At 70.3% G+C, this 12,177-nt stretch carries 12 protein-coding genes; 8 read left to right on the forward strand and 4 right to left on the reverse strand.

The window, feature by feature from the left end; genetic code table 11:
- The first annotated feature begins 39 nt into the window (after positions 1 to 39).
- The 3 genes from ABL838_RS07440 to ABL838_RS07450 are packed head-to-tail and all read left to right on the forward strand — an operon-like array spanning position 40 to position 4,895.
- Entirely contained in the window at positions 40 to 2,361 is a 2,322-nt protein-coding gene (locus tag ABL838_RS07440; protein ID WP_418124902.1) for an acyl-CoA dehydrogenase, read from the forward strand.
- A gap of 42 nt (positions 2,362 to 2,403) precedes the next feature.
- The gene (locus tag ABL838_RS07445) at positions 2,404 to 3,390 is read left to right on the forward strand and encodes a Bug family tripartite tricarboxylate transporter substrate binding protein (RefSeq protein WP_418124904.1); all 987 of its coding nucleotides are present in this window, start codon (positions 2,404 to 2,406) and stop codon (positions 3,388 to 3,390) included.
- A 2-nt stretch (positions 3,391 to 3,392) separates the two neighbouring features.
- A complete protein-coding gene (locus ABL838_RS07450) occupies positions 3,393 to 4,895 on the forward strand; it encodes a class I adenylate-forming enzyme family protein (protein ID WP_418124905.1) in 1,503 nt (500 codons plus the stop codon).
- Between the two features lie 5 nt (positions 4,896 to 4,900).
- On the opposite strand, the gene ABL838_RS07455 is transcribed toward ABL838_RS07450, so the two are convergent.
- On the reverse strand, positions 4,901 to 5,317 hold the full coding sequence (locus ABL838_RS07455; RefSeq protein WP_126023218.1) for a nuclear transport factor 2 family protein: 417 nt from the start codon (positions 5,315 to 5,317) through the stop codon (positions 4,901 to 4,903).
- A gap of 191 nt (positions 5,318 to 5,508) precedes the next feature.
- Between ABL838_RS07455 and ABL838_RS07460 the strand changes: the two genes are divergently transcribed.
- Together ABL838_RS07460 and ABL838_RS07465 are read left to right on the forward strand one after the other, a co-directional pair.
- Entirely contained in the window at positions 5,509 to 5,688 is a 180-nt protein-coding gene (locus ABL838_RS07460; protein WP_126023219.1) for a DUF3606 domain-containing protein, read from the forward strand.
- A 191-nt stretch (positions 5,689 to 5,879) separates the two neighbouring features.
- Positions 5,880 to 6,560, forward strand: coding sequence for a hypothetical protein (locus ABL838_RS07465; protein WP_418124906.1), 681 nt, complete (start codon positions 5,880 to 5,882; stop codon positions 6,558 to 6,560).
- Here the strand turns inward: ABL838_RS07465 and ABL838_RS07470 are convergent.
- Positions 6,503 to 7,741: a DNA topoisomerase IB gene (locus tag ABL838_RS07470; protein WP_418124908.1), complete on the reverse strand. Its 1,239-nt coding sequence runs from the start codon at positions 7,739 to 7,741 to the stop codon at positions 6,503 to 6,505. The genes ABL838_RS07465 and ABL838_RS07470 overlap by 58 nt on opposite strands.
- A gap of 149 nt (positions 7,742 to 7,890) precedes the next feature.
- Here ABL838_RS07470 and ABL838_RS07475 point away from each other — a divergent pair, with 149 nt between their 5' ends.
- Positions 7,891 to 8,949, forward strand: coding sequence for a purine-nucleoside phosphorylase (locus tag ABL838_RS07475; RefSeq protein ID WP_418124909.1), 1,059 nt, complete (start codon positions 7,891 to 7,893; stop codon positions 8,947 to 8,949).
- A gap of 2 nt (positions 8,950 to 8,951) precedes the next feature.
- Complete coding sequence (locus tag ABL838_RS07480) at positions 8,952 to 9,497, forward strand: hypothetical protein (RefSeq protein ID WP_418124911.1); 546 nt, start codon at positions 8,952 to 8,954, stop codon at positions 9,495 to 9,497.
- A 13-nt stretch (positions 9,498 to 9,510) separates the two neighbouring features.
- On the opposite strand, the gene ABL838_RS07485 is transcribed toward ABL838_RS07480, so the two are convergent.
- The gene (locus ABL838_RS07485; RefSeq protein WP_418124912.1) at positions 9,511 to 10,206 is read right to left on the reverse strand and encodes a TIGR02117 family protein; all 696 of its coding nucleotides are present in this window, start codon (positions 10,204 to 10,206) and stop codon (positions 9,511 to 9,513) included.
- Positions 10,207 to 10,213: 7 nt separating this feature from the next.
- Positions 10,214 to 11,407 carry a DNA polymerase IV gene (gene dinB, locus ABL838_RS07490; RefSeq protein WP_221297428.1) on the reverse strand — a complete coding sequence of 398 codons (1,194 nt, stop codon included), beginning with the start codon at positions 11,405 to 11,407 and terminating at the stop codon, positions 10,214 to 10,216.
- 192 nt (positions 11,408 to 11,599) lie between these two features.
- On the opposite strand from dinB, the gene ABL838_RS07495 reads away from it, so the two are divergent.
- Positions 11,600 to 12,172: a putative glycolipid-binding domain-containing protein gene (locus ABL838_RS07495; RefSeq protein WP_418124913.1), complete on the forward strand. Its 573-nt coding sequence runs from the start codon at positions 11,600 to 11,602 to the stop codon at positions 12,170 to 12,172.
- Positions 12,173 to 12,177: the final 5 nt, after the last annotated feature.

Consider the following 12,177-nt stretch of genomic DNA (forward strand, 5'->3'; position numbering starts at 1 on the left):
CAAATGCCGCCTGGCGAAGTCTTGGGGCACGCTGCGGCGATGGACCTTGAATCACTTTCGGCGGTGCGCGAATCGGCGCTCGACTACTTCAACCGCAGCCGCGCCCTCCAGCGGCGGCGCGGGCGCATCGAGCACCCGGACGGCGACGAGGCCGAGGGCTGGCAGGACGTTGCCGCGCTCGGCTGGCCCGGCATGCTGGCGCCCGAATCGGCCGGGGGCCTCGCGCTGGGGCTCGACGGCGCGGCCGAGATTTTCCGCGCGGCGGGCGAGCATGCCGCGCCCGAGCCATTGCTGGCCGTGGCCGGCCTCGGCGCGCTGCTGCTGGCCCGGCTGGGCACGCCTGCCGCGGATGCGCTGCTCGCCGAGCTGGCCGCGGGCCGCAGCCTGCCCGCGCTGGCCTGGCAGGAGAGCGCGGGCGACCTGAGCGCGGTGCCGCTGGCCTGCGGCTGCGAGTCCCGACCCGGGGGCGGCGTGCTGCTGCAGGGCGAGAAGCTCATGGTGCTGCCCGGCGCGGCCGCCAGCGGCTGGCTGGTGTCGGCGCGCGGCGACGACGACGCCGTGCTGCTGTGGGTGCCGCGCGGAACCGCCGGCGTCAGCGAAACACCCGTGCCGCTGATCGACGGCAGCCAGGCCTCGAACCTGCGCTTCGAGCAGGTCGCGCTGCCGGCCGGTGCGGTGCTGGCCGAGGGGCCGGCCGCGCAGGAGGCGCTGCGCCATGCGCTTGCGGCGGGCCAGATATTGCAGTCGGCCGAGCTGCTGGGCGCGGGGCAGGCCATGCTCGCGCAGACCCTGGCCTACCTGCGCACGCGCTCGCAGTTCGGCAAGCCCATCGGCAGCTTCCAGGCGCTGCAGCACCGCTGCGTCGACATGTTCATCCACCTCGAAGTGGCGAAGGCCACGCTGGACGAGGTGCTCGGGCTGGCCGCGCAGGGCCTGCCGGCGCAGCGGCTGGAGGCCGAGGCCAGCCGTGCCAACGCGCGCTGCACCGCCGCCGCGCTGCAGGCTTCGCGCGCGTCGGTGCAGCTGCATGGCGCCATCGGCTACACGCAGGAATGCGATCTGAGCCTGTTCTACAAGCGCGTGCTGTGCCTCTCGGCATGGCTGGGCAACGCGAGTGCGCATCAGCGCCGGCATGCCGTGCTGTCGGGCGATGCAGAGGTCGCACCGGGCGTGGCCGAGTGGAGCGGCGAGTTCCCGCGCACCGCCGACTGGTCTTCGATGCCCGAGACCGACTTCCGCCGCATGGTGCGCGCCTTCCTGCAGCAGCGCTATCCGCAGCAGTTGCGCTACCTCTCGCACCGCGCACGCTGGAGCGAGATGCGCGAGTGGTATCTCACGCTCTCGGCGCAGGGATGGATCGCGCCCGCATGGCCGCAGTCGCACGGCGGCATGGGGCTGCCTGCGGACAAGCTCATCGCGTGGATCGAGGAGCTGGAGCAGTACGGCGTGGCACGTGCACCCGACCAGGGCATCGTGATGATCGGGCCGCTCCTGATCCAGCACGGCACTCAGGAACAGCAGCAGCGCTTCCTGCCGCGCATCCTCAGCGGCGAGCATGTGTGGTGCCAGGGCTATTCGGAGCCCAACGCCGGCTCCGACCTCGCGGGCCTGCGCACCGAGGCGATGCCGGCGCGCGACGCGCAGGGCGAGCATTTCGTGGTCAACGGACAGAAGATCTGGACCACGCTCGCGCAGGACGCCAACCACATCTTCATGCTGGTGCGCACCGACAAGGACGCGCGCAAGCAGGAGGGCATCAGCTTCCTGCTGTGCGACCTGCGCACGCCGGGCATCACCATCCGTCCGATCCACACGCTGGCGGGCGAGCCGGAGTTCTGCGAGGTGTTCTTCGACAACGTGCGCGTGCCGGCCGAAAACCTCGTGGGCAAGCTGCACGGCGGCTGGACGATCGCGAAGGCGCTGCTGGGTTTCGAGCGCATCTTCCTCGGCAGCCCCAAGCAGTCGCAGTACGCGCTGGGGCAGCTTGCGCGGCTGGCGCAGGCGCGGCGGCTGTTTGCCGACCCGGTGTTCGCACAGCGCTTCGCGGCGCTGCGGCTCGACGTGCTCGATTTGTCGGCCGCCTACACCGGCTTCGCGAATATCGTGCGCGCGGGCAGGCCACTGCCGTCTTCGGTGTCGCTGCTGAAGATCTGGGCGAGCGAGACCTACCACCGCATCGGCGCGCTGCTGGTCGAGGCGGGCGAGGAGCAGGGGGCCGTGGCCGGCGACCAGGTGCTCGACGGCCAGACCTTCAACGTGCTCTCGCCGCTCATCGGCTCCACCGCCGCAATGATCTACGGGGGCACGAACGAGATACAGCGCAACATCCTCGCGCGGCAGGTGCTCGACCTGCCCGCCTGAGCGACGCGGCGCCGAAGAAATACACAAAAGGAGACAACGCTCATGACTTCCATCGACCTATCGCGCCGCCACATCGTGTCAGCGCTGGCGGGCAGCGCGGCGCTGGCCGCATTGCCTTCGCGCGTGTTCGCGCAGCAGCCATTGCCATCGCTCGTCAAGCTGGTGGTCGGCTATTCGGCCGGCGGCCCGGTGGACGGCGCGGCGCGCCTGCTGGCGCCCGCGTTGAGCCAGGAGCTGGGCACGCAGGTGATCGTGGACAACCGCCCCGGCGCCAGCGGCTCGCTGGGCGGCGACGCGGTCGCCAAGGCCGCGCCCGATGGCGCCACGCTCTTCTTCGGCGCGAGCCCGACCATCACCATCAACCCCAACGTGCAGCGCCACATGGCCTTCGACCCGATGAAGGACCTCGCGCCCATCGCACCGCTGGTGGACTACACCAACGTGCTGGTCATCAACAACGATGTGCCGGTGCGCAGCGTGGCCGAGCTGCTGGCCTATGCGAAGGCGCGGCCGGGCAAGGTGTTCTACGGCTCGGCGGGCGTGGGCGCCTCCAACCACCTGAGCGGCGCGCTGCTGGAGAAGATGGCCGGCGTACAGCTCACGCACGTGCCCTACAAGGGCAGCGCACCGGCACTCGCCGATGTGATGGCAGGCACCGTGACCATGATGTTCGACATCATCGCGACCTCCAAGCCCTTCATCCAGACGGGCAAGGTGCGCGCGCTGGCCGTCACCTCGCGCCAGCGCAACCGCATGCTGCCGGATGTGCCGACGATGGTCGAGTCGGGCGTGGCCGGCTACGACGTGGGCGGCTGGTTCGGCCTGTACGGGCCGGCGCGCATGGAGCAGGCGCTGGTCGCGCGCATGAACGTCGCCGCGCGCAGGATGCTGGCGCGCGAGGACATCGCGAACCGTCTGCGCGAGCAGGGCTACGACGTCTGGTCTGGTGCGCCCGAGGTGCTGGCGATCAAGGGCAAGGCCGACCGGCAGCTGTGGGCGACGGCGTCCAAGGGCATCGAGGCCGAGTGAGCATGCAGAGAATCCACCATCTGCTCGAAGAGCGCGCGGCGCGCACGCCCGACGCAGTGTTTCTCCATGAGCCCGGCGGCACGACGACCTATGCGCAGCTGCAGTCCATGGCCGACGCCGCCACGCAGGACCTGCTGGACGCCGGCGTGCGGTCGACCGACCGCGTGCTGCTGGTGGCGGAGAACTGCGCCGCGCACATCGCGCTCATCATGGCCTGCAGCCGCGTGGGCGCGTGGTCTTGCGGTGTGAATGCGCGCATGTCGCCGGGCGAGATCGCGGCCATCGCCGAGCGCGCCGACGCGCGGCTGTGCTGCTACACGGCCGTCGCATCCGAAGCCGCTGCAAGGCACGCGCACGGCGCCGGTGCGAAGCAGACTTCGCTGGAGGGCGTGATGCGCTCGGCCACCCGCGAAGACGCGCGCCCCGAACCCGACCCGGCGCTGGCCGACACGGCCGCCATCATCTTCACCTCCGGCACCTCGGGCACGCCCAAGGGCGTGATGGTGTCGCACCGCGGCCTGCTGCACTTCGGGCGCGTGTCGGCGCGGATTCGCGCGCTGGACGGGCGCGACCGCGTCTATGCCTTCCTGCCGATGACGCACATCTTCGGCATCGGCACGGTGCTGATGGCCGCGCTCACCGCAGGCGCGGCGCTGGTGCTGCGCGGCAGCTTCTCGCCGGCCGACGTGCTGCAGGCGCTGGCGCACGAGCAGGTGTCGAACCTGCTCGGCCCGCCGACGATGTATGCGCGTCTGCTCGCGCACATCGAGGCCGAGCATGCGGTGCCGCGCTTTCCGCACCTGCGCTACGTCTACACCGGCTCGGCGCCGCTCGATCCGGCGCTCAAGCAGCGCGTGGAGCGGCTCTTCGGGCAGCCGCTGCATTACGGCTACGGGCTGTCGGAGTACGCGGGCTCGGTGTTCCTCACCCGCACCGAGTCGCCGCGCAGCGATACCTCCGCCGGGCATGCGGTGGAAGGCGGCGAAGCCCGCATCGTCGATCCCGATGGCAACGAGGTAGCGCAGGGCGGCACCGGCGAGATCTGGCTGCGCGGCCCGGGCCTGATGCTCGGCTACTTCCGCGACGCGGCCGCCACCGCGCAGGTGATGCGCCCCGGCGGCTGGTACGCCACCGGCGACCTGGGGCGCTTCGGCGAGGACGGCGCGCTCTTCGTGGTCGGGCGGCTGAAGGAAATGATCATCCGATCGGGCTTCAACGTGTACCCGGCGGAGATCGAGGCGGTCATCGGCCGCTTCGAGGGCGTGCACCTGTGCGCGGTCATCGGCGTGCCCGAGGCCGACGGCAACGAGCAGGTGGTCGCCTTCATCGAGCCGAAGCCGGGCGCGGCGCTCGACGAGGCGGCGCTGCGCGCGCACCTGGCCGAAAACCTCTCGCCCTACAAGCGGCCGGCGCGCATCGAGCTGATCGACGCGATGCCGACCACGGCCAACGGCAAGCTGCTCAAGCGAGAGCTGCGGGCGCGCTGCGTCCCGGCCGCCGGCTGACCCGCTCAGCCGAAGATCGCCGCGTGGCCCTTGCGCGTGTCCATGTACTCGCGCATGCGGGCGATGCGGCCTTCGCGCAGCTCGAAGACGAAGCAGTAGTCGTTGTCGTAGGGCTTGCCGCCGGCCAGCGTGGCCTGCATGCGCTCCTCGAGGATCACGGTGTCGCCATCGCACCAGAGGTGCGAGAAGCTCACGGCCACGTCGGCGACGAAGAGCCTCGGAAAGTCCTCGGCCAGGAAGCGCGCGATGGCGGCCGGTCCGATCATGTGGTCGGGCACGCCGAGCGCCACCGCGGTCGCGTTGCCCCGAGGCGCGAGCCATTCGGCGTCTTCGGTGAAGACGGCCTCGATGCGCTGCCGGTCGCGGCTCGCGAAGGCTTTCCATGCGTCGGCGACGGCTTGCTTGTTCTGTTCGGGTGTCATTTCGTGCGCAGCGGCAGTTGGTGTGGCCCGAAGCTAAGGGCAGGCACGGGCGGCGGCGCGCCGCTTCCGGACATCTCCAACCGGGCCGCCTCGGATTTTTCCTGCAAGCGGGTGCGCCGCCGTCCGCCAGAAGGAGCCGCGCGGGCGTCTCAAGGTGAAGCCTTCTGCAAAGCAAACACAGGAAACACACCATGGCCGATGACCTGACCAAGCGCGGACCGCAGGATGCCGCCCGCATCAACGTGAACGAGGCGCACGAGGTGCGCTACTGGACCCAGACGCTGGGCGTGACCGAGGCACAGCTGCGCTCGGCCATCGCGGCGGCGGGCGTCGAGGTGAAGGACGTGCGCGCCTACCTCGGCAAGCCCTGAGCCCGAGCCCTGAACTCCGCGAAAAGGCGCGGCTGCAGCCGATGGCCGCCCGCTGAGGGGCGCAATCACGGTAGGCACCCTCCTACACCTGTGGGCGGGCGTGTACTTCATACTTGTTACCAGATCGTTTCTGGAGGCAAGCTGCTCTTGATCCTGCCGATGTTGAACCCGAATCCCGTGGCCGCCGCGCGATGAAATCCTCACCAAGTGCGCGCAGCTGGATTGCCGCCGGCGTGCGCCACGAACTTCTCACCCGCGCACTGCCAGCCCTGCGGCACGACATGGCAGCCCCGGTCTCGGTGATCCGCATGGCGCTGCTGATGCTCAAGCGGCAGATCGGCGCCCCCACTGTCGACGCCGCGGCCTGCGAGGAGCGGGTGGGGCTGATCGACAACCAGGTCTCCGAACTGGTGGAGGCGATCCGCTCGCTGCGCGACTGGGAGCTGGCCACCGTCGACGACGGCATCACCCGCAGCGCGCTGGTGTCCCAGTGCGTGACGCTGATGCGCTCGGCCTTCGACCTGCACGGCGTGTCGCTCGAAACCGACGAGTCGCTGACCCCTTCGGACGACGAGCACCGCTGGCCCGCCGCGGCGGCCCTGCGCTACCTGTTCCTTGGCGCGATGGGCTACCTGCATGACGGCGCGGACGAGGCGGGCACCATCCGCATCGAGGCCGATGGCGCCAATGCGCTGCGGCTCACGGCGCTGCCGCGCGAGCCGGGCGCCACCGAGGCCGTGCTCGACGCGCACCGCGCGCCGCGCGCGCTGGCCATCGATGCCGTGGCGCTGCAGAACCTCGCGGAAGACCTGGGCTATGCGGTGGCGCTCGATGCCGCCAGCGTGCGCCTGGTGCTCGCCACGCGGACCTGAGTTTTCCCGCTCTTTCTTCCGGCGGCTGCGGCGGTGCGCCGTTGCTCGCGCCGGTGCGCCTTCAGGAACGACAGCAGCCGGCGCTCCGCCGCGTAGAGCCCGCGCGAGGGCCTCGCCTTGTTGCTGCCGCCGATCTTCTCGAACAGCGCGGCGGTGGCCTCGTCGCCGTCCGACAGGGCACTGCCCAGGGCCAGCACCGCCGGGTGCACGTAGGCCTTCTTGCAAACGGCGGGAGTGTTGCCCAGTTGCTTGGCCACGGCGCCCAGGATCTCCCTGGCGCTGTAGCGGCTGCCGTCGGCGGCGGTACGGCCGGGCTCGCAGGCCAGTCGGGTGAGTTCCAGTGCCTGCACCGTGCCGTGCCAGGTGCGGAAGTCTTTCGCGGTGAAGCGCTCGCCGCCGGCGGCCTCGGCCAGGTAGTCGTTCACGTCGGTGGAGGAGACGCCGCGCAGTTCTCCTTCTTCGCCATTGCCTTCGTCGCCGGCGTCGACGTACTGGAAGAGCGCCTGCCCAGGCAGTTGCTGGCATTGCCGCACCACCTTCGCCACGCGCGGATCGTCCAACTGGGCCTCATGCATCACGCCGCTCTTGCCGCGAAAGCGCAGCCTGAGAGCCTGCCCCTTCACCGCCGCGTGCCGGGTGCGCAGCGTGGTGAGTCCGAAGGAGCCGTTGCTGCTCGCGTATTCCTCGTTGCCCACGCGCAGCAGCGTGGTGTCCAGCAGGCGCACCAGCGCCGCGAGCACCTGCGCGCGGCCGGGCGCCTTGCGGCCCGGGGGCAGCCGCAGGTCGCGCGCCACGCGGGCGCGGATGCCCGGCAGCGCGAGCGCGAAGGCTTCGAGCCGTTCGAACTTGGTCTCGTCCTGCATCGAACGCCAGTCGGCGTGGTAGCGGTACTGCTTGCGTCCCCGCGCGTCGATGCCGGTGGCCTGCAGGTGGCCGTTGGGCAGGGGGCAGATCCACACCTGGGTGTAGGCCGGCGGAATGGCCAGCATCCGGATGCGCGAGAGTTCGTCCGTATCGCGCACCCACCTGCCGCGGGCGTCGCGGTAGCGGAAGCGGTCGCCGTGCTTCAGGCGGCGGATGCCGGGCATGTCGGGGTTCACGTAGACCAGGCCGTTGGCGATGGGCGTCGGCTTCGACGCAGGCTTGGGATTCGATGGCGAAGAAGAGGATGAGGCCGGCATGGGGCTTGCGTGGTGGCGGTACACCGAGCTTTTGCCAGCACCGACAATCGCCGGGTGTAGGACGCCGCAGGCGCCGGCGGTGCGCCGGGCGCTTGCGGCTCCAGTCCTTCCGTCTTGTCCGCAGTTTTCCTCTCTCACCGGGGTTCAGAATGAGTTCGTCCAAGTCTTCTCTTTTCGCCGCCCGCTGGCTGGCCGTGCCCGCCGCGGCGCTGCTCTTCACGGCCTGTGCTTCCACGTCCAGCACTTCCACCACGACCGCCGCGGCGCAGGCTCCGGCCGCGCCCGTGAAGGTCAAGGTCTTCGTCGCCGCCATGTTCGAGATCGGCAAGAACACCGGCGACCGCGCCGGCGAGTTCCAGCACTGGTACGAGCGCTACTGGAAGGACGCCAAACCCATCGCCGTGCCCGGCGCGCTGCAGCCCGTGTACTGCAACGCCGATGGCGTGTGCGGCTCGGTGCTGGGCATGGGCAAGGTGAATTCGTCTTCGTCGATGCAGGCCATCCTGCTGAACCCGCAGTTCGACTTCTCGCAGAGCTACTACGTCATCTCCGGCGTGGCCGGCACGCCGCCCTCGCGCGGCACCATCGGCGAGGTGAGCTGGGCCACCTGGCTGGTCGACTACGACCTCGGCCACCGCTGGGCACCCGAGGAGAACAAGCCCGGCGAGCCCACCTTCATGCCGCGCAAGGGCTACGAGGAATACCGCCGCTTCAGGCTCAACCCCGACCTCGTGGGCTGGGCCATGAAGCTCTCGGCCGACACGCCCCTGAAAGACTCCGAATCGGCCCGCAAGTACCGCCTGCGCTACCCCGACGCGGCCGCGCGCCGCGCCCCCTTCGTCGGCACCGGCACCCACATGACCGGCGACACCTTCTTCCACGGCCCCGGCATGTCGAAGCAGGCGCAGTACATCGCCAAGCTCTACGGCGCCGACGACTACGTCATCACCGAGATGGAAGCCGCAGCCATCACCCTCGTCATCAAGCGCACCCACGGCACCGACCGCGTGATGAGCCTGCGCGGCGCCGTCAACTTCGACCAGGGCAACCCCAAGGAAACCACGCTGCAGCACCTGGACCCGGCACCGGGCGAGACGGCAGGCGGCTTCGCGGAGACGGTGGAGAACATCGAGCTGGTGGGCAGCCGCGTGGTCGACCACATCGTCGCGAACTGGCCGAAGTGGTCGGGCGGGGTGCCCAAGCCCTGAGCGTGACGGGCGATCCCGCCATGTGGCTGGCCGTGCAGAGCATCCGGTGCCTCTGGACGAAGGCTGGGCGCGATGCGGAGCACGGCAGGCGGCGCGGACAGGCGCCGATGCGCCTGCCCCTCACTGGGCTCGAGGCGCAGCTGCTGCAACCGCCTGTCGCGGGCGGCGTGCTATGGCAGGAGATCCCGTTGCGCCCCGACGGCGGGGCGTTCGGGAACGCGCCTGTCGCGCCGGCCGCCTGGAAGTCATGGAACGCGCAGCAGCTGCGCGAGCAGGGGTATGAATGGCACGTGCAGCCGGGCGGCATGGCCATCGGCTGGTGGCACGCCGGCGGGGTGCGGCACACAGGTCAGCCGCAACCGCTGGGTGTACTGCGGCCCGGCCAGTGGCTGCGCGTGGTGACGCACCGGCGCACCAACGGATGGGATCACTGGGCCTGGGAGAAGCGCGTGACCAACCTCATGTGCGTGGACCGCACGCATGCGCTCGACGTCTTCGCGAGCACGCCGCCGGTGCGCGTGATCGACGAGGAGCCACACCTCTACTGACTTCTACTGACTTCTACCGGATCGCGCCGGGCGGCGCCGGCTTCAGGTGCCACGTCACCGTGAAGTCGAACGGCGTCCAGCGACTCACGGTGACGCCTGAGCGTCGCAGGCCGCGGCCGGTCCAGGTGTTGCAGGTCTCGAAGAGGTTGTAGCCGCCTTCGGCCTCGTAGAAGGCGTCCTGGTTGTCGTAGTGCGCGCCTGCGATGGGCGTGGCCTTGCCTGATGGCAAGGCGGCGCGCACGTAGGCGGCGAGCTGCGCGTACTGGGCCTGCGTGAGCGGCAGCGCGAAGGCGCCTTGCCCGAGCTGGCTGCGCCGCAGGTAGCTCACATGAAGCAGCGCGCGGTTGCCTCTGGCCAGGGCGCCGAGCGCGCGCGATGCGGTCAGGTCGGCCCAGGTGGGCGTGTTCAGGTAGAACTCGCGGTCGCCCCAGCCGATGGCGATGAGCTCCGCGTCGGGCGGTGGCGCCTTGAAGTCCGAAAGCGGAAACAGCTGGGGCCAGTCGATGGTGGCGGAACGCACAGGGAACACGTAGTCGGTATGCACGCCGTTGCTCAGCACCCAGGCCTGCACTTCGGCCCTGGCGCTCTCCGGCGGACCGGGGTTGGCGGGCCAGAACACCAGCGCGCAGGCCGTCGCCACGTACAGGCCCACCAGCGCAATGAAGCCCAGCAGCGTGAAGGCGATGCGGCGCAGCCAGCGTCGGACCATCGCGTACTCAAAAGAGCGAAGCGGTGGTCGCCACCGGTTCGGCCGCCGCGCGGTGCGCGCCGGAGCCGGCGGGCGCCAGCGCCTCGGGGCTGCCGGCCTTTGCCAGCGCGCCCACGCGCACGCCCAGCAGCCGCAGCGGGCGCTCCAGCGGCACGCGCTTCAGGCACAGGCCGCCGGTCTGGCGGATGGTCTTCGCGTCGTCGGTGAAGCGGTCGATGGTCTGGTCGCGCGTGGCGATCCTGAAATCGTCGTAGCGCAGCTTGATGCCGATGGTCTTGCCCACGTAGCCCTTGCGCTGCAGGTCGGCGGCCAGCTGCTCGCACAGCTGCGTGAAGATCGCGCCCAGCTCGGCGCGGTCGCGCACCGCGTGCAGGTCGCGGTCGAAGGTGGTCTCGCGGCTCATCGACACGGGCTCGCTCTCGGTCACCACCGGGCGGCTGTCGCGGCCCCATGACACCTCGTGCATCCACGCGCCGGTGGCCTTGCCGAAGTTGGCGACGAGCCAGTCGCGGTCGCGCGCCGCGAGCTGGCCCACGGTCTCGATGCCGAAGCGCTTGAGCTTCTCGTCGGCCTTGGGGCCGATGCCGTTCACCTTGCGGCAGGGCAGGGGCCAGATGAGCTTTTCCAGGTCGTCCTCGTAGACGACAGAGATGCCGTTGGGCTTGTTGAACTCGCTCGCCATCTTGGCGATGAGCTTGTTGGGCGCCACGCCGATGGAGCAGGTGAGCCCGGTGGCGTCGAAGATGGCCTTCTGCAGCAGCCGCGCCAGCGAGCGCCCGCCCTCGCGCTGGCCGCCGGGCACGTCGGTGAAGTCGATGTAGACCTCGTCCACGCCCCGGTCTTCCATGAGCGGCGCGACCTCCAGGATGATCTTCTTGAAGGTGCGCGAATAGCGGCGGTACTCGTCGAAGTCCACCGGCAGGATGATCGCCTGCGGGCACAGCTTGGCCGCCTTCATGAGCCCCATCGCCGAGCCCACGCCGAACTGCCGCGCCGGGTAGGTGGCGGTGGTGATCACGCCGCGGCCGGTGTAGTCCTTCAACAGCGGAAAGGCCTCCACCGGAATGTCGGCCAGCGTGCCGCCTTCGGGCAGGTTGCGGATGGCCTCGTCCACGCGCCTGCGCCCGCCGCCGATCACCACTGCCTTCCCCTTGAGCTGCGGATAGCGCAGCAGCTCGACCGACGCGTAGAAGGCGTCCATGTCGAGGTGCGCGATGCGGCGGATCTTCGGTGCCGATGGGGTCTGGGAGCTCACGGAAACAATTGTCTCGCGGCTGGGCGCCGCCTGCGCATGCGGGGCGATTCGCCGACGCGCACGCCCAGCAGCGTGCCAGGCCGACTTTTTTCGGGGCGGCGGGTCATTGCTTGCGCGCCGCGGCATGCCGGTGCCATCATGCGCGCCATGCAAACGGTCGCTTCCATCCTCTGGCGCAGGCTCGACGTACCGGGTCACGATGCCTGCCGCCTCGAACGCAATGCCTCGGCCTGGCAACTCGACGGTGCGGCGGTGTTCCGCCTGGAAGACGGCCGCATCGGCCAGCTGCACTACCGCGTGCGCTGCGATCTGCTGTGGCACACCCAGTGGGGCACGGTGCGCGGATGGCTCGGCGACTCGGCGGTCGACCTCTCCATCGCCCGCGACCCGCGCGGCCACTGGAAGCTCAACGACGAGGCCGTGCCCGACCTGTCGCACTGCATCGACCTCGACCTCGGCTTCACGCCCGCCACCAACCTGCTGCAGCTGCGCCGCCTGGGCCTTGCGAAGGGCGAGGGCGCGGATGCGCCTGCCGCATGGCTCGATATCGATGGCGGTGGCGGGCTCAGTGAGCTGATGCAGCGTTACGAGCGTCGCGGCGAGACCGAGTATGCGTACGAGGCGAAGCGCTTCGACTACGCGGCCACGCTGAGCGTGACGGCCGACAGCTTCGTCAGCGACTACCCCCGGCTCTGGGTGGCCGAGGGCTGAGTCGG

Origin of the sequence: Variovorax sp. 160MFSha2.1 (genome assembly GCF_048305075.1) — a bacterium.
In the GTDB taxonomy this organism is placed as follows: Bacteria; Pseudomonadota; Gammaproteobacteria; order Burkholderiales; family Burkholderiaceae_C; genus Variovorax; species Variovorax guangxiensis.